We start from the raw sequence: 23,886 nt of genomic DNA on the forward strand, positions 1-23,886 counted from the left end.
GCTTGTTGTTTTAAAGTTTTTATATAAGTTACCTGTATGAATTAGGCGCATTATCCTACATTATTTTTTCATTTTTTATAAAAAACCTCTTATAATTTTATACTTTAGCCTTCTAACATAAATAAAACAATTAAATATTCCCCCAAATATGTTTAAATGGTTTTTAAGTAAAAAAAAGGACTCTAAGAGTCCCGAAAAAATCGAATGCGCCAAAGAGCCAAAACCTACAGAAATACCTGTCGCGCAAAATAAATTCGATACGAACAAAATAGACTGGCTCATTAATGACTCGCTTCTTGCCTTAATGCCTCGCGAATTATTTATGCACTATTCTGATTCCACTACAATAAAAGATCCTCAGGATCCTTCTTGGCAAAATCAAGGATTATACTTTTGGAGAGAGAAAGAAGCATTTGAAAACAAATCTCTTCCAGAGTTTTTTGAAACTATGGAACAGAAATTGTTTATTATCAATGAAGTGCCAGATTATATTTCGTTAGTTTCAGGAAAAGCTATGCCGTGGTTTGGAATGCCTGGAGGTGGCGAAAAATTCTTTTTCAGATATGATGAGACCACTCCTGTCACTTTAGAAGAAGCCTACAAACTTAATATAATAAATTATGTTGAAATAGTGGAATTGAATAACGACAATCTTAGCGTTTTAAATGATCGCGATAATTATTGCTTTTTGATTGATCCATATGAAGTAAAATACGAAGACCAGCTTTTTTATCTTAACGGAGAAAAAATCTCATTAGCAGAACTTTATCAAAAAAAGAAACTTTTAGTTCTATCTGTTGAATAAAATCATATTTGAATTATAATTATGAAAATCCACACTCTTTTTTTCCTGCTTGTTTTAATAGGATGCCAAAAAACAAAACCAACAGATACCACATCAGTTGCAGAAATCATTGAGCCTCAAGAAACTTTAGAGGTGACAAACGATGAAAAAATCATCAAAACCGACACTGTGTCTATTTACACTGACGGAACAGAATCTTCTACAGATTATGTTTTAGCGCATTTAGTAGATCAGCAGGCAGATAAGGACAGTATTGTTACTGTAAAATATCGATTGGATTTTTATCAGAATAAAAATAAAACTGCATCTTCAAAAATCGCGATCAAAGGTTTTCAGAAAGGATCAGAATGGATGGCTTCGTACGGATTGACATCTGAAAGTTCAAAAAATTCTCCATTTATACAAATCTCACTCGGATATCCTGCATGCGGTTATTCTCATGACCACTATTTATATTACCTAAAAAACAAGGCATTACAATTAGTGCACCAATGGAGCACAATGACTGATAGCGGCTGGGGAAGCTGGGTAGAAATTGAAAATCCTTCCACCAATTCTGACCCAAAATCCTTTTATTGCAAGACTGTTGCGTTTGTACCTGCTGACGAAGATGAGAACGTAGACATGGGAATCCTTTCACACTCAGACTCAATATCTTTTGAACTAAAGGACAGCAAGTGGAAAAAAGTTTTACTTTCTGCTAAAGACAAACCTTACTTTGAAAAAAAGATGACGTTTGATCAATTCAATAGCGTCGAATAAAATCATGAAACTGTCAAATGAGTCCTTATTCAAATTCTTTCTTAGGTAAATAATTTCTAAATTTGTAAAAAAACAAAACTAATGATTGATTTTATATACCAAGATCCTTATCCGATCTTAAAGGACGATACGCAGTACCGCAAAATCACTTCTGATTTTGTGAAAGTTGAAAAATTTGGAGAACGCGAAGTTTTAACCGTTGACCCAAAAGGTTTGGAGTTATTGGCTGAAGAAGCTTTGACCGATGTTTCGTTTATGTTGAGAACTTCTCATTTGCAAAAATTGAGAAAAATTCTAGACGATCCAGAAGCAACGGACAATGACCGATTTGTAGCTTACAATTTACTTCAAAACGCATCTGTAGCTGCCGAAGGTCAGTTACCAAGCTGCCAGGATACTGGAACAGCGATCGTAATGGCAAAAAAAGGTGAAAGTATTTTTACAGGTGTTGATGATGCAGAATGGTTAAGCCGCGGTATTTTCAATACTTACCAAAAAAGAAATTTACGTTATTCTCAGATTGTTCCGATTTCGATGTTTGAAGAAAAGAATTCTGGTTCAAATCTTCCGGCACAAATTGATATTTATGCTAAAAAAGGAACTTCTTACGACTTTTTGTTTATGGCAAAAGGCGGAGGATCTGCAAACAAAACTTATTTATACCAGCAGACAAAATCTTTATTGAATGAAAAATCGATGGACGAATTCATTCGTACAAAGATCAAAGATTTAGGAACTTCTGCTTGTCCTCCGTACCATTTAGCTTTGGTAATTGGCGGAACATCTGCCGAAGCTAACTTAAGTGCTGTTAAAAAAGCTTCTGCTGGATATTACGACAATCTTCCAACTTCAGGAAACATGGCTGGTCAAGCTTTCCGTGATCTTGAATGGGAAGAAAGAGTTCAGAAAATCTGTCAGGAAAGTGCAATCGGTGCTCAATTTGGAGGAAAATATTTCACTCATGACGTACGTGTTATTCGTTTGCCACGACACGCGGCTTCTTGCCCAGTTGGATTAGGCGTTTCTTGTTCTGCCGACAGAAACATTAAAGGAAAAATCACTAAAGACGGAATCTTTGTTGAGCAATTGGAAACAAATCCGAAACAGTTTTTACCAGAAACAGCTCCACACTTGGAAGCTCCTGTAGAAATTGATTTAGATCAGCCAATGGCAGATATTTTGGCTAAATTGTCTCAATATCCTGTTAAAACTCGTTTAAAACTAAACGGAACCGTAATTGTTGCTAGAGATATCGCTCACGCAAAAATCAAAGAATTGTTAGACGCTGGAAAACCAATGCCTGACTATTTCAAAAATCACCCAGTGTATTATGCTGGCCCAGCAAAAACTCCAGACGGAATGGCTTCTGGAAGTTTCGGACCAACAACCGCAGGACGTATGGACGTTTATGTGGATGAATTCCAGAAAAATGGCGGAAGTATGATTATGCTTGCAAAAGGAAACCGTACTAAACAAGTTACTGATGCTTGCAACAAATACGGCGGATTCTATTTAGGTTCAATCGGAGGCCCTGCTGCTATTCTAGCTCAAGACAACATTTTAAAAGTTGAAGTTGTTGATTTTGAAGAATTAGGAATGGAAGCTGTTCGTAAAATTACAGTTAAAGATTTCCCTGCGTTCATTATTACCGACGATAAAGGAAATGATTTCTTTGCAAACTTGTAATTTTTCTTAACCGCAAAGAGCGCAAGGATTTACGCAAAGTTCGCAAAGAATTATATAAAAACAAAAACCGCCTTTTTTGGCGGTTTTTGTTTTTAATCTATAGCGTGCCTTGCGTAAATCCTTGCGCTCTTTGCGGTTTAAATTCATCACGCACTTAAATCCTGTTTTTCAAAAGCTATAAAATGAGATATTTCGCCTTTCAAGTTATAAACTGGCGAAGCATCTATTTTACATTTATAAGTCTGTCCGTTTTTTCTATAATTTTCGAGTGTTTTTGCAAACGGAATCTGCTTTTTTACCGCTTCTCTAATATCTTTTAAGTCTTTTTGCGAGGTTGCTGGCCCTTGAAACATTTTTGGAGTTTTCCCTAAGATTTCTTCTTCTTTGTAACCTGTCATTCTTTTTATTCCGCTTGACGCGAAAACTATTCTTAGATCCAAATCTGTTACTAAAACTACTTCATTTTTGATTCTTTCCTGGATATTCAGCTTTTTTTCATCCCAGATAAATTCATCTGAAATTTTGCTCATTCTTTTCAAATCAGCGCTTAGCCCTTTTAACTCATTTAGATACTCGTAATGAAAATCCCAAGATAGGATTGGGACTGAATTTCGCTGCAGTGAATCATCAGAATTTTTATTTTTCATATCAAAATTAATTCAGGATGTTGATGGATCTTTTTTCTCAAAGATACAAGAAAAATCTTGTTATTAAAAGACCTAAATCTTAATATAGCATTAAAAAGCATTATCAAAATGTAAATTTTAATTGGACTACAACTGCTTTCTTCACTTCTGTATTCAAGTTACTCAATGAAATTCCAAGCAATCTTACCGAATCTTTCATTTTTTCCTGATACAATAATTCTTCGACATTTTCCATAATCAAACTTTTATCAGAAATAAAATAAGGCAGGGTTTTACTTCTTGTCTGTTGCGAAAAATCGCTGTATTTAATCTTGAGTGTAATTGTTTTTCCAGAAACATTATGTCTTTTTAAACGTTTTTCTAACGAACCTGCAATCCGTTCTAATTGCTCCATCATAAAAATTTCGGAAGACAAGTTCACATCAAAAGTATGTTCTGCAGCTACAGATTTAGCAATTCGAGAAGATTTCACTTCACTATTGTGAATACCTCTCACGACATGGTAATAAAATGCTCCTGATTTTCCGAAATGTTTCTCTAAAAACTCTAAAGATTTGCTTTTCAAATCGGTTCCTGTAAAAATCCCGAGCTGATACATTTTTTCTGTCGTAACTTTCCCTACTCCATAAAATTTGCGAATGGGCAAATCTTCCAAAAAAGCTTCTACTTCATCAGGGTTAACCGTTTTTTGCCCGTTTGGTTTATTATAATCACTCGCAATTTTGGCAACAAATTTATTGACTGAAATACCTGCAGATGCGGTTAGTCCCACTTCATTAAAAATTCTTGCTCTAATTTCCTGTGCGAGAAGACTTGCACTTGGATTTCCTTTTTTGTTTTTAGTGACATCCAAATAAGCTTCGTCTAGCGAAAGAGGCTCAACCAAATCGGTATATTCATGGAAAATTTTATGGATTTTTGATGAAATCTCTTTGTAGCGGTCAAATCTTGGTCGAACAAAGATAATTTCTGGACAGTATTTTTTGGCTAAAGCGCCGCTAAGAGCACTTCTTACACCAAATTTTCTAGCTTCATAACTTGCTGCCGAAACCACACCGCGATTCTCTGAACCGCCAACTGCAACGGGTTTTCCTCTTAATTCGGGATTGTCCATCTGCTCTACCGATGCATAAAAAGCATCCATATCAATATGAATTATTTTACGATATGTTGGTGTTTCAGACATGCTACAAATTTAAAAAGGAAAGCAATAAAAAAGCGCTTCAAATAGTTATAAATAATACCAATCTTTAAAGAATATAAATTCGTTGAGTGCAAACCAATTATTCTTTCTATTTTTGTTCTTCTACTCGAAAAATTAAATAATGCGAACATTTGTTATAGGTGACATTCATGGCGGATTACTTGCACTAGAACAAGTATTACAAAGAGCCGAAGTTACTACTGAAGATACTCTAATTTTTTTGGGCGATTATGTTGACGGCTGGAGTCAGTCTGTTGAAGTAATCGACTATTTGATTGATTTAAAAAGCAAACAAAATATCATCTGCATAAGAGGAAACCATGACCAGCTTGCATTAGACTGGTTGGAAGAAAGACACGATGATTTTGACGAAGAAATGTGGTACAAACATGGCGGAAAAGCTACTGTTGAAGGCTACGCTAAAATTTCTGAAGAGAAAAAGAAAACCCATATCGAATTTCTTGAAAATCTTCAGGATTATTATCTTGACGATCAAAATCGATTATTTGTTCATGCTGGATTCACCAATTTAAATGGCGTAAAATGGGAATATTTTTCAAAGCTATTTTATTGGGACAGAACTCTTTGGGAAACAGCTTTGTCATTAGACCCAAAATTAAACGTAGACGACATACACTATCCTAAAAGATTTACCGTTTATAAGGAAGTTTATATTGGTCATACCCCAGTTACCCGAATCGGCGAAACGGTTCCTGTAAATAGAGCTTGTGTTTGGAATGTAGATACAGGTGCAGCATTTAGAGGTCCGCTTACGATTTTAGATGTCGATACTAAGGAATACTGGCAAAGTGAACCGTTGAACGAACTCTATTTTAACGAAAAAGGTAGGAATTAATTTATTTAAAAATTACATTTGCGCCACAATAATTAATATTAAATTTTTATGAAAAAGGTTATTACACTTTTGTTTTTAGTGACATTCGGATTTGTTAATGCTCAAGAAGCTTTCAAAGGAAAGGGAGATATTAAAGTAAACGTAGGAGCTAATTTACAAGATGGTGGTTCTGGAATTCAAGGTTCTGTTGATTTTGGTTTAGGAGAAAATTTCTCTTTTGGTTTTGTTGCTAACTATATCCTAGGATTTGATAATTTTAATGGTTTCTACCACGGTAGTTCAAGTGCTTATTATGATGCTGAACCAGATTTCTCAGATCGTTTTGATGCAAAAGCAAGAATCAATGCTAACTTATCTAGTGTAATTGGCATAAAAGAATTAGACGTTTACCCTGGATTAAGTCTAGGTTTACATAATTTTGGTGGTCATGTTGGAGGTCGTTATTTCTTCACAGACGGATTTGGTGTTTTCACAGAAATCGGATTCCCAATTGCAAAATATGGTTCAAACAATGATCCTTTCTATCATTTGAATAATCAAACTACTTTTAGTTTAGGAGCTTCATTTAATTTATAATACTTAGGAAATTAACCGCAAAGTGCGCTAAGATTTACGCAAGGCACGCAAGGTTTTTTCTAATCTCGCAAAGGCGCAGAGGCGCAAAGTATAAAAAACAAAAAACCGCTCAAATGAGCGGTTTTTTGTTTTTTTTCTATAAAGATTTTATAAAATTATCTTTGCGCCTCTGCGCCTTTGCGAGATTAAAACATTTCATAATACTTTTGCGTGCCTTGCGTAAATCTTAGCGCACTTTGCGGTTAAAATCTAAATCGACATCTCAGGAATTTCACCTTCAATAATCAAATCGGCTTCGGTTGAAGCGATGATGTGCTCGACTGATACGCCTGGCGCTCGTTCTAAGAGCTTAAAACCTTTTTCAGTCACTTCGAGAACCGCAAGCTCAGTTACAACCTTTTTAACGCATCCTACGCCCGTTAATGGCAAAGTGCATCTTTTTAAGATTTTGGACTCTCCTGCTTTATTTACGTGCATCATGGCAACGATGATATTTTCAGCGGAAGCTACCAAATCCATTGCGCCTCCCATTCCTTTTACCATTTTACCTGGAATCTTCCAATTGGCAATATCTCCGTTTTCAGAAACTTCCATTGCTCCAAGAATCGTCAAATCTACTTTCTGGCTTCTGATCATTCCAAAACTGAAAGCCGAATCAAAAAAACTTGCTCCAGGAAGCGTTGTAATGGTTTGTTTTCCTGCATTGATAATATCGGCATCTTCCTCTCCTTCAAACGGAAAAGGTCCCATTCCGAGAACTCCATTTTCACTTTGAAATTCTACCGCAATATCTTCTCGAACATAATTCGCTACTAATGTCGGAATTCCAATTCCTAAATTAACGAAGTATCGGTCTTTTACTTCTTTAGCAATTCGTTTTGCTATATCTTCTTTACTAAGTGCCATAATTTTTTAATGTGTCAATTTGTGAATTTGCCAATTAGATAATGCTATCTGCATTTTAAATTAATTATCTAATTGGCACATTGTCTAATTATCTCAATTATTAAAATAATTCCAAACTGCTTTTGCGATGTCTGCAATTATTTTTTCTGTGTCCTCTCTTTTCTCTGTAATATCTTTTAAATAAACTGACAGAATGAAATGTTTTCCGTTTGGAAGCTTTACAATTCCAATGTCATTCATTGCTACTCTCAGGTTATTATCATTAGTTCCAGAAATTCCAGTTCTGTGTGCCAGTTCAGTTCCCTCAGGAAGTCCAGCTTTCATCCAAGTAAGACCTCGTGAAGTTTCAACCATTATTTGATACAAATACTTTGTTGTTTCTTCTTTTAAAACTTCGCCTTTAAAAAACTTCTCAAGCAATTCTGTTGTTGCTATCGGAGTTGTGGTATTTACATAAAGATTTTTCCATGTCTTCATTTGGTCTTCGTTCATCTTAATAACGAAGTCCTTGATACCTTGCTCATTTATAAACTTTTGAATGTACTTTGTACATCCGACTAAATTGATCAAAATATCGCATCCGTTATTATCACTATGCGAAACCGTGTAGCGAAGTATTTTATCTAAAGTCAAATTCACATTTCCCTCTGGATAATCTACTTTCATCGGACTCCATGTATCTTCTTTTAAATCTTTCTTTTTTATAAAGATTTCCTGAGCAAGATTAAGTTTTCCTTCATCAACTTTATGCAAAACCGCCAAAGCAATATGAAATTTAAACACACTCATCATCGGCATTTTTAAATGTCCGTTAATGCTTAAAGTGTCGTTATCTTCAATACTTTTAATAGAAATTCCAACTGTTGCATTCTTATTTCCAATAATTTGATTTAGTTCTTTTCGAAGATCAGACGTTGTCTGAGAAAAAGCTTGAAAAGTTAAAAACGAAATTAGCAGTATAGAAAGTTTTGCCATATTTTTTAATGTGTCATTAGTCTATTTGATAATAAGATAATTCCATACACAGCCTGAATTAATTATCTAATTGCCTCATTTTCTAATTATCTAATTTCTAGCTCTTACAGTTCGTTGTTCGATTCGTTTCTCAAATTTTTCTCCCTGAAAGATACGCTGTACCATGATTCCCGGAATATGAATCTGATTTGGATCTAAAGTTCCAACTGGAACCAATTCTTCTACTTCTACAATTGTAATTTTTCCAGCTCCAGCCATACAAGCATTGAAGTTTCTGGCTGTTCCTTTGAAAATCAGATTTCCTGCTTCATCACCTTTCCATGCTTTCACGATGGCAAAATCGGCTTTGAAAGCTTCTTCCATAATATGCATTTTTCCGTTGAATTCACGAGCTTCTTTTCCTTCTGCTACTTCCGTTCCGTAGCCTGCTGGAGTATAGAAGGCAGGTATTCCTGCCTGAGCTGCACGACAGCGTTCTGCAAGAGTTCCTTGTGGAGTTAATTCAACTTCTAATTCTCCCGAAAGCATCTGACGTTCGAATTCTGCATTTTCTCCCACATAAGAAGAAATCATTTTTTTGATTTGCTTTTTCTGCAGCAATAATCCTAAACCAAAATCATCAACTCCCGCATTATTTGAAATACAGGTTAAATCTGAAATTGTTGTGTTTACCAACGCTGCAATTGTATTTTCAGGAATACCGCATAATCCGAAACCACCAAACATGATGGTCATGCCGTTTTTAATTCCTTCAATAGCTTCCTGAACACTATTTACTTTTTTTGTTATCATAACAAACTATCTTTATTGCTGAATATTTTTGATAAAAATAAGATTTTTAGATTAAATTATAACGATTTCGTAAAAATAAAACCAAAATAAAAATCCCTTTACTCATCTTCTAAAAGAGTCGTAAAGGGATTGAGATATAATCAGATAAGCTTTATTGCAACATTGTTACAATTCAAACTCGTCAGTATTTTGTTCAGTCTGTGTGGTATCTTTTACAACAGCAGGTCTTTGATAGCAATCTACTTTAATAGAAAGATTTGCCGGACGTTCAAATTCAGCTTTTGAAATCTGAAGATCTTTATCCGCATAACACTTTTTCATATAATAACCCCAAACTGGTAAAGCTGCTGTTGCTCCTTGTCCGTAAGTTAAACTTTTGAAACGTGCTGAACGATCTTCGCATCCAACCCAAACTCCAGTAACTAAGTTCGGAACCATTCCCATAAACCAGCCATCAGACTGATTCTGTGTTGTTCCTGTTTTACCTGCAATTGGGTTTGTAAACATATATGGATATCCTGTCCAACGGTTATCTCCGCTTCCACCGCCTTGCGTACGTAAACGCACACCAGAACCGCTTTCGGTAACACCTTGAAGCAATTTGATTACTGCAAAAGCGATATCTTTATTTAAAACGTCGTGAGACTCTGGAATTGGTTCATAAATAACCTCACCGCTTTTGTTCTCAATTCTGCTTAAAAACTGTGGCTTTACATAAACTCCCTGGTTTGCAAATGTGCTATACGCCGCAACCATATCTTCAACGGTGATATCTACAGCTCCTAAAGCAATAGATGGCTGTACGGGAATTTCTGTTTTAACTCCTAATTTCTTCGTCAATTCTACAACTGCTTCTGGGCTTGTTCTGTCAATTAATTTAGCCGAAACTGTATTAATAGAAGCCGCCAAAGCTTGCTTTAAAGTCACCATTCCGCGGTATTTGTAATCAGAGTTTCTTGGCTCCCAATCTTCTGTTACGTGGTGACGCCCTTTATGAATCATAAACGGTCCGTCAAGAATTGAATCGCAAGGCGACATATTAAGTTCTTCAATTGCCGTTGCATAAACGAAAGGTTTAAAAGTAGAACCAACCTGTCTTGCTCCTTGCCCAACGTGATCGTATTGGAAATATTTATAATTGATACCTCCAACCCAAGCTTTAATTGCTCCCGTTTGAGGTTCCATCGACATTAAACCAGATTGTAAAAAGTGCTTGTAGTAACGAATAGAATCTAATGGCGTCATTACTGTATCTTTTTCTCCTTTCCAAGTAAAGACACGCATTTTTGTTTTTACTTTGAATGAAGCAATAATATCATCTTCGCTTTTATCCATTTCTTTCATTTGCGCCCAGCGTACAGAATTTTTCATCGCCTGCATCATGATTCTATCTGTCTCAGCTTGAGTAATATTTACGAAAGGAGCATTTTTATTGTTTTTTTGATCAATAAAAAACTGCTGTTGAAGGTTTTGCATGTGTGCTGCAACAGCTTCTTCTGCATAAGTTTGCATTCTAGAATCTATCGTAGTATATATTTTAAGTCCGTCTTTGTAAATATCGTAATCCGATCCGTCTGGTTTTTTATTTTCTGCAACCCATTTCTTCATGTAATCACGAAGATATTCTCTAAAATAAGTCGCTATACCTTCACGGTGGCTTTCTAGTTTAAATTTCAAAGTAATTGGCAAAGCTTGAAGCCTTTCTTTTTCGGCTTCTGAAATCATTTTTGCTTTTGCCATTTGAGATAAAACCACATTACGACGGTTTTTTACTCCTTCTGGATTTCTAACGGGATTGTATAAACCTGAGTTTTTGAACATTCCAACCAAAATAGCCGATTCGTCAACAGTCAAGTCTTTTGGCTCTTTAGAAAAATAAGTCTGTGCAGCAGAACTTACTCCAACAGAATAATTTCCGAAGTCGTAAACATTGCAATACATCGCCAAAATTTCATTCTTGGTATATTGCCTTTCCAAACGAATAGCGATAATCCATTCTTTTATTTTTTGTACAATCCTGAAAGGAAGAAATTTAGATCCTTCTCCATGAAACAACTGTTTTGCAAGCTGTTGTGTCAATGTACTTGCACCTCCGTTTGTTCCTAAACTAAAAACGGCTCTTAACGTTCCGCGTCCGTCAATTCCTGAATGTTCGTAGAAACGTGCATCTTCAGTAGCAACAAGCGCTTCAACCAGATTTTTAGGTAAATCTGAATATTTAAGTTGAGATCTGTTGGTTTTGAAATATTTACCCAACACTACTCCGTCAGAAGAAATAATCTCTGTTGCAAGGTTTGAATCTGGATTTTCTAAATCTTCAAACGAAGGCATAGAGCCAAATAAACCCCATGAGGCAAATAAGAAGAAAGCTAAAACTCCTAATAAAGAGTAAGCAAATACCCTCCAGAATTTCTTCTTGTAATAATTAATATCCTTAGTTTTATTTGATGGATTGTTTTTTTTAGCAGCCATAACTATTTTTCTAATCTTTTTGTTCTATTCTAAAACCAACGTCTGTAATTCCTTGTAAAGCTTCAACTCCAGGAATTTTACCTGATTGTCTAACAGCTTGTTTGATATGAACTTTATATTTTCCTGTAAATTTTACATCTTCCTTGTAAAAGAGTTTACTTTCTTTTATATCAGAAAATCCATTTCCTAATAAAGTCCCATCTGGCGCTGCCATTTGATATTCTAACGTATCTACTTTTGTGAAACCGCTTGGGGTTTCTAGAGCCACAATCAAAAACAAATTATTAAACGGATAATTATTGTTATCTCTTATGTTTACAAAGGCATTGTATTTTTTTGTAGAATCTAAAACCGGCAAATCAAAGCTTATAATACTGTCTTTATGCCAAGCACTTCCAACAGATTTATACTCATCAAATACTCTTTTTTTATCACAAGAAAAAAGAAGTATTGCTGCCAAGAGAAGAATTCCGCTATTTTTTATTCTCATTTTTAGTATTCGTTATTGGTTTCCTAGGTTCAGCAGGTTTATTTTCATTTGAATTTTGCTTATTCGGATTGTTTTTATTCGAATTATGCTTTTTCTTATGATTTGGCTTATTTGGATTGTTTGGTTTAGTCCCAGCATTGCCATTATTTGCATTTCCAGCGTTGTTTGGATTATTATTTCCTACTGGTTTAGCATTGTTATTCGTATTTTTCTCCTGCTGTGGTTTTACCGGAGTTGCAACACCAGCCGTTTCCGTACTTTGCTTGCGTTTGCGATTTGGTTTTTTCTTTCTTTTTGGCTGGTCAAAACGAGTCAAACTCTCTTGTCCCATTGCATTATTGAAATCTTTTTCTGGTTCTGCAACTACCTCAACAGCAAAATCTTCTAGAGATGAGACTTTGTTTTTCTGTTTATTTTCAGCAATAATTTCTTTTACCTGATCAATTTTTAAAACATGCCAGTTTGCGAAATTATTGGTGTAAGCAAACCACATTAAACCTTTAAAAATATCTTGTTTTTGGCAAACAGCGTCTCCTTTTTCTGTTACTAGTTTTGTATCATAATCAGGAAAATCTTTTAACGCGTCCATGTAAGTGTCTAACTCATAGTTTAAACAGCATTTTAATTTACCGCATTGCCCCGCCAATTTCTGCGGATTCAATGACAATTGCTGATAACGAGCTGCCGATGTATTTACACTTCTAAAATCTGTTAACCAAGTAGAACAGCAAAGTTCACGTCCGCAAGAACCAACTCCACCTAAACGAGCCGCTTCCTGACGGAAACCAACTTGTTTCATCTCTACTCTAGTACTGAATTCTTTCGCAAAATCTTTAATCAGCATTCTAAAATCGACACGATCATTTGCTGTATAGTAAAAAGTCGCTTTAGAACCGTCTCCTTGAAATTCGATATCCGAAATTTTCATTTCCAATTTATGCTGAATTGCCAATTCGCGAGCACGAACTTTCATTGGCTCTTCACGATCACGCGCTACAGACCAGATATCAATATCTTTTTGAGATGCTTTTCTATAAATTTTCGGAACATCATTACTTTCGTAATTCACTCCTTTTTTCTTCATTTGAATCTTTACCAATTCTCCTGTAAGAGTCACAATTCCAATATCATGTCCTGGCGATGCAACAGTTGCTACGATGTCGCCAATACTTAAAGTTAATCTCTCCGAATTTCTAAAAAATTCCTTGCGTCCGTTTTTAAAACGAACCTCAACACAATCAAAAATCGCCTCTCCATTAGAAGGACTCATGTTCGAAAGCCAGTCAAAAACCGTCAATTTATTGCAGCTATCGGTGCCGCAAGTCCCATTATTTTTACAACCTTTTGGTGCGCCACCGTCTGAGGTTGAACAACTTGTACATGCCATAATTATATATGTAGTGCTGCCAGAATGCAGCTTAAGTTCATAAACGTTTGATCGGTAAAGATAGTATTTTTTTTATTTTGCTTTTTATGCATAAAAACTAAAGGCCTGTTAAATAAAAAAACGAGTTTTTTTGTACGTAAATTTCTACCAAAACACTCGGCTTCTCTTCTTGTTTTTAAAATATTCTTCAAAAAAACCTTTATTCTGTAAGTTTTATGACCTAAAATGGTAATTTAACTTTTCATCCTGAAATATATTTGCCATTTTTATGTTTTATCTTACAACATGGTTAGAAAAAGCCCAATTTTAGGCACTTTCAAATCTTAATCTTTCATTTTAAAATTCATCACAATGCAAACACAAAACCAGATTGAAAATTTCCTTTTTCAGGGAAAATTTGACGAGGCCAGAGAATGCCTAAATAACGGAGAAAAATTTAACGAACAATATCTAAAAAACAATTTTTCGCAGATTGCTGGTAAAATCATTGATGCCAAAGAAATTGATTTTATAGAAAAATTAATAAAAGCCGGATTTATTGAAACTGATATTTACGAATTGGACAGTTTTGATCAATCTATTTTCAAATCTTTAAGTTTATATTTAAAAGATGATGAAGAGTCAATTGCTTTTTTCAAGGAATTTATGTCGAAAATGGATAACATCAACGATGAAATAAGCGATAAAACCCTTCTTGGTTATTTTCTTGAAAAAGGTGTTTCGCCAAAAATAGTTCAAGTTTTAGTTGATGATTTTGGGGCTAACACTCAGTATAAGAACAATGCAGACGAAAATTTCATTCATGCTGTTTTGAATGTTTACGGACTAGATCCTGAAAAAGTAAAAGAGTACATAGCCATTTTGACAAATAGCGGAGTTGACATTAACGAAAAAAATATCGTTGGAACTACTCCACTTTTATGTGCCGTAAAAAGAAACAGAAAAGAACTAATCCCTTTTTTACTAGAAAACGGAGCAGATCCAAACGAAACTGACAACCTCAACAATACTGCTTTTTATTATGCTGTTGCTGAACAGTTTTCATTTGATATGTATGATGCCTTAACTTCAATTTCTTCTCCTAATTTTAATATTGTAAATAAAGACGGCCGAACTCTATTTACTAGTTTTATCAGTTCTGCTTCGGGTTCTGCAAGTGATATTTCATTCATAGAACGATTATTGTCTGATGGCGCCGATGTAAATTTCTGCGCTCAATATTACGGACAGCCTAAATCAGGAATTGATTTTATTGTCGAAAAGAAATCGGATATCTTAAAATCTGTTTTAGAAAATGTTTCTTTAGATATAAATGAACAAGACAATCAAGGAAACACCATTTTGCATAAAGTATGCGCTTATAATGTCAATTACGACGCAGAAATGGCAAAAGAAACGTATAGAAAAGTAAAACTGTTATTAGATCAAGGTGCAGATATTTCTATTACAAACGACAAAGACGAAACTGCTTTAATGCTTGCTTCTGGCGATAATCTGAAAATTAAAACAGTCGAACTTTTAATGAAACAATAAAACGATCATTTACTTAAAATTACTCAAAGATGTCAATGTCATTTATAGTTGCCTGCGAAAATGGGAACCGAAAAATAGCCGAATTGCTGCTTCAGAACAAAGAAGTAGACGTAAAATATACTGATGAAAAAGGAAGAACTGCAATTCATTATGCCGCGCACCGCGGTTATCTTGATATTGTAAAAATTCTACACGAAGAAGGTGCCGATATTAACTACGAAGATCATCAGGGAGAAACGCCTTTGTACTTTGCCTGTCTTCAAAAACAGAAACAAACTGCACTTTATCTTTTAGAAAATGGAGCAGAAATCACAAAGAATGATAAATACGGAAATAGTCTCCTACATTTAGTCGTTCAAACGGCTCAAATCGAAATCGCAACAAAGTTGCTTCAAGCCGGAACGGATGTTAATCTACTGAATAACAATGGAGAAACCCCTTTAATATTAGCTTCAACAAAATTAAACAGAGAAATTATCCAACTGCTTTTAGACAATGGAGCCGATATTAACGTAACCGATAAACAGGGAAATACGCCACTTATTTATGCTTGCTATACCAAATCGATTCCGATGGTGACTTTGCTCTTGGACAATGGCGCTGAGATAAACCACACTAATCATTCTGGCGAAAATGCGCTTTTAATTGCTTGCTACGAAACCAACAGAATGTTAGCTAAATTATTGATTGAAAGAGGATCAGATGTATTTACTTCAAGCAATAATGGATATTCTCCTATTTGGTACGCTTGCGCGAATAATCAAAAGGAGATTGTGGCCTTGTTTTTAGAAAACGGAGTTGATGTGAACTATAGCAAGCCCGTCGCCAGCGATACTTCATCTATGAATGATTATTTGGATTGGATTGTAAGCGCAACAAATATTTCAAATGAATCTACTTTTACCCTTAACGATTCTTATACTTATGGAGGTGAAAGCCTGTTGCACGTAGCTACCAAAAAAGGAAATTTAAGCATGGTGAAACTGCTTATTGAAGCTGGAGCAAACATTAACATTCAAGACGAATCTGGAAATACGCCTTTGCATTACAGTGCCGCTAATGGTAAGAAAGATGTTGTAAAATATTTATTAGACAACAAAGCCGATGCTTCAATCGTAAACGTAAAAGAACAAAAAGCGATTGATTACTCGAATGTAAAAGGCTTTAATGAAATTACAGAACTAATTCTGAAATACGCTCCGTCTGGAACTGTTGTAACCTCCATAAATGTTCCGCAAGAAGCACCAAAAACTGAAGCTTCAAATTCGATGGAAGCAAAGAAAAAGGCATTATTAGATTTAAAAGAACTTCTAGATGCTGGAATTTTGACTTCGGAAGAATTTGACGCTGAGAAAAGTAAAATATTAAAAGGATAAACAATAAATAAATTTAAAAAATGAAAAAAATCTTAAATGCCACAACTCTATTTTTAGTATTAATTGCCGGAAGCTTAGTTTCTACATCTTGCACCAACCTCTCTCCAGAAAAAACCTTTGAAATTGCAGCTTTAAATTCGAATTTGTTATCTCGTTTTGGAAGTAAGGAAATTAATGAAAAGCTTCAATCTGAGCCTCAGGTTTATGACGAAACGCAAAAGAAAATGATTCCGTCTACTTATCAAGATTCTTTTAAATACGATATAACTAATTTAGAAGCTAGATTAAAAACGATTCAGGACATACCAGAAGATGAAGACAACAAAGAGCTTCTTCAGGCCTCAAAAGATTTGTTTTCTTATGCAATTGCGAAACAAAAGGAAGGTTATGTACCAATCGCAAAGTTGAAAGACGAAAAAGCTTCTCCAGAACAAATTGAAAAAGCAATTGCTGATTTTGATGCTTCAACTCAAAGCGAAATAGATGCAAAATTTACTAAATTGATGAATGTGGCACAAACTTATGTTGATAAGCACAATATCAATGCTAAAATTGGAATCTAAATTTTCTCCTGCTGGCGCAAATTTTATACTAGCGCCAGCATTAGATTTTAGCAAGAAAATTGTAAAACAAGCTCAAAAAATATGATAAAAAAATACTCTCTAATTATTGGAACATTTGCATTGCTAGCAATTACCAGTAGCTGTAAAGATGATAAAAGCAGTAATAAGAAATCAAATAATGCCGAAATAACAGATTTACAAGAAATCCCAGAAGTAGATGAAACTACTGTTGTGACCAAAAAGAATCCAACCGACTTTATTCCTAAAAACTTTGTGGCTTTTGACACTATTTACGGCGATTTAAATAAAGACGGATTAGACGATTGTATACTAATTATTAAAGGCACCGATAAAAGCAAAGTAATTACAGATGAATATCGTGGTGAATTGGATAGAAACCGAAGAGGTATTATTGTTCTCCTTAACAAAAAAGGCAGTTACGAATTGTTTACAAAAAATGAAAGCTGTTTTTCTTCCGAAAATGAAGATGGTGGCGCTTATTATGCGCCTGAGTTAGAAGTAGAAATAACGAAAGAAAAACTATTTATAAGTTACGCGTATGGAAGATACGGTTACTGGCAATATATGTTTAGGCTTCAAGATAATGATTTAGCTCTTATTGGTTATGATTCTAGCAGTAATAATGGTCCTGTAGTAAATGTCGAAACCAGTATAAACTTCCTTACCAGAAAAAAGATTACCAATGTAAACACAAATGATGATGCAGACAGCGGTGAAGAAGTGTTCGAAAAAACCGAAACAAAAATTGCAAGAACTAAGCTTCTGAAATTATCTGGAATTAAAGATTTTGATGAACTTCGTTTTTTTGATGAATAGTTTCATAAACCTTATCCCGAATAAAGCATGAAAATAAAGCTTCTCCTTTTTCTAATTGCACAGGCGTACATCTCAAATGCCCAGAAAGCTTATATGAGTAATGATTTTTTAAAAGGTTATACTTTATATTTTGTGAAACAAACTAAGAATTCAGAAATAAAAGAATATTATAAACTTACAGAGAATCAAACCAAGAAAACGGTACTCGAATATGGCGCTAAAGAATTTTCTAATTCAGAACCGCTAAAAACGGCTAAAATCACTTCTTTCAAAAGTATTGCTGAATCTAATATTCGAGTTTTAGGAGATGTCAACTTTGATGGACGTACCGACATTATCATTTTTAACAATGAGAAAAATGAAGATGAAGGTTGTTATACACCTCAGGCAACAGCATATATCTTTATTAATTTGGCAAATTCTTTTGTGCTAAGCAATAGTATTAGCAACTTATATTACAATTCCTTTTGTGTAAGAGGTGGCGCATTTGAAATTGACGCTAAAAACAGACGTCTTATAACCTCGAGTAGCGGTGGCGCAGCCCTTCATGTTTGTTCCTATTATAGCGTTTCTGGTTTGGAAGCTGAAGAAGAATGCACTTTTGAGGAAGATGGCTATTCTTTTCCTTTTTTAAAAATAACAGGCAAAAAACGAAAAGGTAATGATTTCACACCTTTTTCGACTTTATCTGTCTATGAACCAAACCTAGACAACGTAGTTTCTTTTGATACTAAAAATGGTAAGGGCCACATAATTCTATTTAAATATAATGCTATTTTGTACTATGCATTTCGACAAAATGATGAGTATAAGTTTGTTTCGTTTGCTCACCCATCAAGTCCTGAAAAAGCAGACAAAGCAGGATTTAAATTTCGAAAACAAAAGACAGTTTATGAATTGGAATTTAATAGTGGCAGCATAAAATATATAATTTATGAAAGCGCTACAGACATTGGAATCAAAATTTATGTAAACGGAAAACTATCTGATTGGCAAGGAACTTCTAAAAAAGGAAGTTTATCTTTATTATCAAATAGCAGTTTCAAAAATATGGTCAAAGAATAAATTTATTGTAAAAAGAAAGAGCTGCGTTTTGCAGCTCTTTCTTTTTATGTTCCTAAGTCTCCTTAACCGTAATAATCTTTACTGGACAAGCCTTTGCTGCCAATTCACAGCTTTCCACAATGGCATGATTCGGAGATTTTAGAGTAAAAAATCCTTTTGCATTCTGCGAATGAATCAAAACCGATTTTCCGTCTTTTTTTGACATTTGAAAATGAATCGGATCCATCTCGACACAGTAATTACAGCCAATGCACTTATCTCTTTGTAAAGTTACAATAACCATTATGCCTCAACAATTTTATATAATTTGTCCGACATTCTGATTCTGAATGGCAATTTGAAACTGCAATCATCTCCTTTTGTGGCTTTTTCACCAGCAGCATCATTCACAAACATTTCGTCGATAATCATTTCCTGTGCACCTGTACTTGGTCCCGTTACTAAAATTTTATCACCAATTTTAATGTCATAAGCTTCAATCTTAAATTGCCCTATTTCTGCTTTCGGGAAATAATGTGTTCCTTTTCCAACATAAACCTTTTTCTGAGTCGCTGCAGATCCTGGAATATCACTCCATTCACCTAATTCCTGACCTAGATAATATCCAGACCAGAATCCGCGATTGTAAACGGTTTCTAAGGCTTTCATCCATTCTGCAGTTTTTTCTTTGGAAAAAGCACCTTCATAGTAAGCATCAATTGCTTCACGATAAGTTTTAGTTACCGTTGCGACATATTCTGGTGCACGGCCACGTCCTTCGATTTTCAAAACCTTAATTCCAGAATCGATAACCTGATCTAAGAAATCCAATGTACATAAATCTTTTGGTGACATCATATATTCGTTATCCAATTCGATTTCAAAACCTGTTTCCTGATCGATAACGGTATATTTTTTTCGGCAGTTTTGTTTGCATGCGCCACGATTTGCAGATGAATTATGCGAATGCAAGCTCAAATAACATTTTCCTGAAACCGCCATACACAAAGCTCCATGGCCAAAAATTTCGATTTCGACTAGATTTCCATTCGGTCCTTTTATCTGCTCTTTCTCAATTTGATCTGTGATGTTTTTTACTTGACGCAAACTCAATTCTCGGCTTAAAACCATTGTATCTGCAAATAAACTGTAGAATTTAATGCTTTCAATATTCGTCACATTCAGCTGAGTTGAAATATGAACTTCCATTCCAATCGATCTTGCCATAGCTATTACAGCTTGGTCAGAAGCTATTACAGCTGTAATATTGGCCTCTTTAGCTTTCGTCAATAATGTTTTTACAACCGATAAATCGTGATCGTAAATAATGGTATTTAAAGTCAAATAGCTTCTAACTTTTTTGGCTTCACATCGATTGGCGATTTCTTTTAAATCGTCAATTGTAAAATTTACCGTTGAACGCGCACGCATATTAAGCTGTTCAACTCCAAAATATACTGAATCACAGCCATTATCTAAAGCAGCCTGAAGCGACTCAAAATCTCCAGCTGGAGCCATGAGTTCAATTGTATTGTTAATTGTCATTTTCGATCTATTATTCAAATGACAAAATTAATGTGGGTATAGATTAGATTTCTATGATATATATCATAGTCTATATTTTAAAAATTATCCGCAGTATATTATTAAAAAAGCCCACGATTGAAAACGTGGGCTTTGTTCTATATTATCAAAATTTAACTTAAATACCGCAGCACTCCTATTAAACTCAATCTAAAATCTTGTATACTTTATCAGACAATCTAATTCTGAAAGGAACCTCAAAAGTAACCCTATCACCAACTTTAGCAGTTTGAGTTTCTGCGCCATTAACAATGATTTTGTCTAAAATCAATTCTTGATCTCCAGTTGTTGGGCCAGAAATAAGGATTCTATCACCACTGTTTAATTCGTGATTTTCTACAGTAAATTGTCCAACTTGAGCTTTTACGTAATAGTGTTCTGCTTTCCCAAGAAGTACTTTTTTTACTTTTATTTTCTGACGGATATCTGCTGGCTTTTGCGCTGTAGCCAAAGCAGTTTCTGGCAATTCCCCTGAATGTTTGAATTTCAAGTTTTCAGATTTTCCTTTTCTGAATACTTTGTTTCCAACTTGTTTTCCAGTTCTTAAACGAACTTGATCAACTAAAGGCATGTGTATAATATCCAAGCATTCTGTAGAACAGCAGTTTTCCATTGCCGCTTTACATTCATCACATTGAATAAATAATAAATGACAACCATCGTTTTCGCAATTCGTGTGGTTATCGCAAGGTTTACCGCATTGATGGCATTGCGAAATAATATCATCTGTAATTCTTTCACCTAGACGATTATCAAATACAAAGTTTTTACCAATGAACTTACTTTCTAAACCTTCTTCTTTCAATTGTTTAGCGTAATTAATAATTCCGCCTTCTAACTGATACACATTTTTGAAACCTTGATGTTTAAAGTAAGCACTTGCTTTTTCGCAACGAATACCTCCAGTACAATACATTACCAGATTTTTATCTTCTTTATGGTCTTGTAGCTGTTCGTTAATGATTGGCAAACTCTCTCTAAATGTTTCAACATCTGGGGTGATTGCGTTTTTAAAATGTCCTACTTCACTTTCGTAATGATTTCTAAAATCAACCACAATCGTGTTTGGATCGTCAAGGATTTCGTTGAATTCTTTGGCTTTCAAGTGAACGCCTATATTGGTTACATCAAAAGTATCATCGTTTAAACCGTCGGCAACGATTTTGTGACGAACTTTAATCGTTAATTTTAAAAACGAATGATCATCGTGTTCTACAGCTTCATTCAATCGAATGCCTTTCATGAAGTCATATACTTCAAGAGTTGTTCTAAAAGCCTCCAAATTTTCAGCAGGAATACTCATTTGAGCATTTATTCCTTCGCTGGCAACATAAATTCGGCCTAATGCATCAAGGGCATTCCAGGCTAGGAATAAGTCGTTACGAAATTTTTGTGGATCTTGAATTTTGGCATACGCATAGAAAGACAACGTTAGTCGTTGTTTACCTGCATCATCGATCATGATGGCTCTTTCTTCTGCGCTCAAAGTGTTATACAGTTGCATGCTATAAACAGTTTTAAGTTAAGAATATATGTATTTTTAGATTTTTCTTTAAATCTGCGGCAAATTTAGGGTTTATTTTGAGATTAAAAACGATCCTACCCTAATTATCTGATTATTTTAACATCAAAAAAGAATTCTATCGCCTTCATCCTTTACTTTTTACTTACTATTGTCTTGTATAGCATGTTGCACTAAATCGTCTACAGAAACAGAACGACTGATATGCCCAAACAGAATTTCAAAATTTTCTGCCCGAAGGCTGTCGCGAACGTCAGAGCGGGCTTCGGCAATTTTTAGAGTAATATTTCTTTTTTGTAAATCGATAAAAAGGCTTTTTAAAAAACGTGCCCCAGCAATATCAATGCGAGGTGAAGAATTAAGGTCTAATATTACTGTTTTTAGAGCATCCTGTTCGCTATAGATTTTTTCCAAGATTCGTTCTTTAATATATTCTGCATTGAAATAAAATATGGAAGATTCGACCCTAACAATCAATATGTTTTCCATTATCTCATTGTCAGGATGTCTTTTCAAATCGGTATAAATTCTTGTTCCTGGAATTCTTCCTAAAAAAGCTACATGAGGTTTTGAAGCAGCTTTTAATAAAAGCAACAAGGTTACGAGTGTTGCAAGCAAAACTCCCGCGAGAATTCCCCAGATTAATACTCCGGCAAGCGCAACCATAACTACAGCAAATTCTTGCTTGTTTATTTTATAAAGATGTCTCATTTCTTTCCAATCAAAAAGACCTCTAATGGCAACTAAAACTATCGCTGCCAGAATTACAGTTGGCAGATTCTGAAGATATCCCGTCAAAAACAAAAGACAGCATGCAATTGCGGCTGAAGCAAATAAAAGTGACAACGGTGTTTTGGCGCCTGCAACATCGTTTACAGCAGATTGAGACAAACCGCCTGCAACAGGATAACCGTGTCCGAATGAAACGGCAGCATTAGCAACTCCAAGTGCCAAAAGTTCCTGACGCGGATCGATAACATATCCATTTTTTTGTGCTAATGTCCGGCCAGCAGAAACGCTTTCGATATAAGACAATAAAAAACAAGCCATCGCAAGTGGCAAAACTCCCTCTACATCTCGAATCCGCAGAGAAGGCAGATGAAATTCAGGAAGACCAGTCGGAATAATTCCAACTGTATTGAATTCGGCATATTGTAATGATGTAGCCGAAATAAGAATAATAGATAAAATGACAATTACTATTGCAACTGGAAACTGCGGTGCTATTTTTTCTCCTATAATTAATATAAGAATAGCAATTATTCCAAAAATAAAAACAGCTGTATTCATGTCTGGAATTTGATGAACGAGAATAACAATTCGTTCCATGAAATTATCCCCGCCACCTTTAACTCCAAATAATTTCGGCAATTGTGTCAAACCGATAGTGATCGCCGCGCCTGCTTTGAATCCAACCAGAACGGTTTCACTAATAAAATTAATAATTCCACTTAACCTCAGCAAATAGGCAACAATGGCCATTCCAGCAAATACTAATGCCGTAAGCGAGGCAATTTCAGACCAACGGTGTACATCGCCATTTGCCATACCAGCTATAGTTGTACCGACTAATAAAGAAATTGCAGATGTCGGCCCAATTGCAAGCTGTTTGCTGGATCCTAACAAAGCATAAAATATGCCACCAATGAGGTATCCGTAAATTCCATATTGAGGAGGCAAACCTGCAAGAGTTGCATAGGCAAGAGAAACAGGAATTCCGTAAGCGGCAAGAGTTACTCCTGCAATGAAATCTCTTTTGAAATTCTGTTTTTCATAATTTTTAATCCAATCTATTGAGGGTAAAAGCTTAGAAATCATATTAAAAAAGATTAAGATAGTACTAATTCACAATTATAAATGAATGTTTAT

The 23,886-nt window shown here is 34.9% G+C and carries 22 protein-coding genes; 10 read left to right on the plus strand and 12 right to left on the minus strand.

From position 1 onward, the window contains the following. Nucleotides 1-148 precede the first annotated feature (148 nt). The 3 genes from OZP10_RS08420 (at nucleotide 149) to OZP10_RS08430 (ending at nucleotide 3,253) form a co-directional block, all read left to right on the plus strand. On the plus strand, nucleotides 149-805 hold the full coding sequence (locus OZP10_RS08420; protein ID WP_281634272.1) for a hypothetical protein: 657 nt from the start codon (nucleotides 149-151) through the stop codon (nucleotides 803-805). A 21-nt stretch (nucleotides 806-826) separates the two neighbouring features. Beyond that, nucleotides 827-1,567 carry a hypothetical protein gene (locus OZP10_RS08425; protein WP_281634273.1) on the plus strand — a complete coding sequence of 247 codons (741 nt, stop codon included), beginning with the start codon at nucleotides 827-829 and terminating at the stop codon, nucleotides 1,565-1,567. A gap of 81 nt (nucleotides 1,568-1,648) precedes the next feature. Further along, nucleotides 1,649-3,253: a fumarate hydratase gene (locus OZP10_RS08430; protein ID WP_177211619.1), complete on the plus strand. Its 1,605-nt coding sequence runs from the start codon at nucleotides 1,649-1,651 to the stop codon at nucleotides 3,251-3,253. Between the two features lie 146 nt (nucleotides 3,254-3,399). Here the strand turns inward: OZP10_RS08430 and OZP10_RS08435 are convergent, their stop codons facing one another. Both OZP10_RS08435 and dinB read right to left on the minus strand, forming a co-directional pair. Then, on the minus strand, nucleotides 3,400-3,900 hold the full coding sequence (locus tag OZP10_RS08435; protein ID WP_281634274.1) for a PAS domain-containing protein: 501 nt from the start codon (nucleotides 3,898-3,900) through the stop codon (nucleotides 3,400-3,402). Between the two features lie 103 nt (nucleotides 3,901-4,003). After that, entirely contained in the window at nucleotides 4,004-5,086 is a 1,083-nt protein-coding gene (gene dinB, locus OZP10_RS08440) for a DNA polymerase IV (protein ID WP_281634275.1), read from the minus strand. 139 nt (nucleotides 5,087-5,225) lie between these two features. On the opposite strand from dinB, the gene OZP10_RS08445 reads away from it, so the two are divergent. Both OZP10_RS08445 and OZP10_RS08450 read left to right on the plus strand, forming a co-directional pair. Beyond that, the gene (locus tag OZP10_RS08445; RefSeq protein WP_281634276.1) at nucleotides 5,226-5,960 is read left to right on the plus strand and encodes a metallophosphoesterase family protein; all 735 of its coding nucleotides are present in this window, start codon (nucleotides 5,226-5,228) and stop codon (nucleotides 5,958-5,960) included. A 48-nt stretch (nucleotides 5,961-6,008) separates the two neighbouring features. After that, nucleotides 6,009-6,536, plus strand: a complete 528-nt coding sequence (locus OZP10_RS08450) for a DUF6646 family protein (protein ID WP_281634277.1) — start codon at nucleotides 6,009-6,011, stop codon at nucleotides 6,534-6,536. 249 nt (nucleotides 6,537-6,785) lie between these two features. On the opposite strand, the gene OZP10_RS08455 is transcribed toward OZP10_RS08450, so the two are convergent. From OZP10_RS08455 to OZP10_RS08480, 6 genes are all read right to left on the minus strand, one after another. Beyond that, a complete protein-coding gene (locus OZP10_RS08455) occupies nucleotides 6,786-7,442 on the minus strand; it encodes a CoA transferase subunit B (protein WP_026727421.1) in 657 nt (218 codons plus the stop codon). Nucleotides 7,443-7,535: 93 nt separating this feature from the next. Beyond that, nucleotides 7,536-8,417, minus strand: coding sequence for a class A beta-lactamase, subclass A2 (bla, locus tag OZP10_RS08460; protein ID WP_281634278.1), 882 nt, complete (start codon nucleotides 8,415-8,417; stop codon nucleotides 7,536-7,538). Between the two features lie 90 nt (nucleotides 8,418-8,507). Continuing rightward, a complete protein-coding gene (locus tag OZP10_RS08465) occupies nucleotides 8,508-9,209 on the minus strand; it encodes a CoA transferase subunit A (RefSeq protein ID WP_281634279.1) in 702 nt (233 codons plus the stop codon). 165 nt (nucleotides 9,210-9,374) lie between these two features. Then, on the minus strand, nucleotides 9,375-11,681 hold the full coding sequence (locus tag OZP10_RS08470; RefSeq protein WP_281634280.1) for a penicillin-binding protein 1A: 2,307 nt from the start codon (nucleotides 11,679-11,681) through the stop codon (nucleotides 9,375-9,377). Nucleotides 11,682-11,691: 10 nt separating this feature from the next. Next, the gene (locus tag OZP10_RS08475) at nucleotides 11,692-12,171 is read right to left on the minus strand and encodes a gliding motility lipoprotein GldH (RefSeq protein ID WP_111377678.1); all 480 of its coding nucleotides are present in this window, start codon (nucleotides 12,169-12,171) and stop codon (nucleotides 11,692-11,694) included. After that, nucleotides 12,155-13,558, minus strand: a complete 1,404-nt coding sequence (locus OZP10_RS08480; protein WP_281634281.1) for a PSP1 domain-containing protein — start codon at nucleotides 13,556-13,558, stop codon at nucleotides 12,155-12,157. Before OZP10_RS08480 ends, OZP10_RS08475 begins: the two co-directional genes overlap by 17 nt. 351 nt (nucleotides 13,559-13,909) lie before the next feature. Between OZP10_RS08480 and OZP10_RS08485 the strand changes: the two genes are divergently transcribed. The 5 genes from OZP10_RS08485 (at nucleotide 13,910) to OZP10_RS08505 (ending at nucleotide 18,932) form a co-directional block, all read left to right on the plus strand. Next, nucleotides 13,910-15,091 (plus strand): ankyrin repeat domain-containing protein, encoded by a 1,182-nt coding sequence (locus OZP10_RS08485; protein ID WP_281634282.1) that lies wholly within the window; start codon nucleotides 13,910-13,912, stop codon nucleotides 15,089-15,091. A 35-nt stretch (nucleotides 15,092-15,126) separates the two neighbouring features. Then, nucleotides 15,127-16,467 carry an ankyrin repeat domain-containing protein gene (locus tag OZP10_RS08490; protein WP_281634283.1) on the plus strand — a complete coding sequence of 447 codons (1,341 nt, stop codon included), beginning with the start codon at nucleotides 15,127-15,129 and terminating at the stop codon, nucleotides 16,465-16,467. A gap of 20 nt (nucleotides 16,468-16,487) precedes the next feature. Then, on the plus strand, nucleotides 16,488-17,030 hold the full coding sequence (locus OZP10_RS08495; protein WP_281634284.1) for a hypothetical protein: 543 nt from the start codon (nucleotides 16,488-16,490) through the stop codon (nucleotides 17,028-17,030). Nucleotides 17,031-17,111: 81 nt separating this feature from the next. Further along, a complete protein-coding gene (locus tag OZP10_RS08500) occupies nucleotides 17,112-17,867 on the plus strand; it encodes a hypothetical protein (protein ID WP_281634285.1) in 756 nt (251 codons plus the stop codon). Between the two features lie 27 nt (nucleotides 17,868-17,894). Continuing rightward, nucleotides 17,895-18,932 carry an XAC2610-related protein gene (locus OZP10_RS08505; RefSeq protein ID WP_281634286.1) on the plus strand — a complete coding sequence of 346 codons (1,038 nt, stop codon included), beginning with the start codon at nucleotides 17,895-17,897 and terminating at the stop codon, nucleotides 18,930-18,932. Between the two features lie 52 nt (nucleotides 18,933-18,984). On the opposite strand, the gene OZP10_RS08510 is transcribed toward OZP10_RS08505, so the two are convergent. From OZP10_RS08510 to OZP10_RS08525, 4 genes are all read right to left on the minus strand, one after another. After that, nucleotides 18,985-19,215 carry a ferredoxin gene (locus OZP10_RS08510; protein WP_177211604.1) on the minus strand — a complete coding sequence of 77 codons (231 nt, stop codon included), beginning with the start codon at nucleotides 19,213-19,215 and terminating at the stop codon, nucleotides 18,985-18,987. Then, a complete protein-coding gene (locus OZP10_RS08515) occupies nucleotides 19,215-20,456 on the minus strand; it encodes a peptidase U32 family protein (RefSeq protein ID WP_281634287.1) in 1,242 nt (413 codons plus the stop codon). The genes OZP10_RS08510 and OZP10_RS08515 overlap by 1 nt, the downstream gene beginning before the upstream one ends. Nucleotides 20,457-20,640: 184 nt before the next feature. Continuing rightward, a complete protein-coding gene (gene trhO / locus OZP10_RS08520) occupies nucleotides 20,641-21,999 on the minus strand; it encodes an oxygen-dependent tRNA uridine(34) hydroxylase TrhO (protein ID WP_281634288.1) in 1,359 nt (452 codons plus the stop codon). A 159-nt stretch (nucleotides 22,000-22,158) separates the two neighbouring features. After that, nucleotides 22,159-23,835 (minus strand): SulP family inorganic anion transporter, encoded by a 1,677-nt coding sequence (locus tag OZP10_RS08525; RefSeq protein ID WP_281634289.1) that lies wholly within the window; start codon nucleotides 23,833-23,835, stop codon nucleotides 22,159-22,161. Nucleotides 23,836-23,886 lie beyond the last annotated feature (51 nt).

This window comes from Flavobacterium luteolum (assembly GCF_027111275.1).
GTDB lineage: Bacteria > Bacteroidota > Bacteroidia > Flavobacteriales > Flavobacteriaceae > Flavobacterium > Flavobacterium luteolum.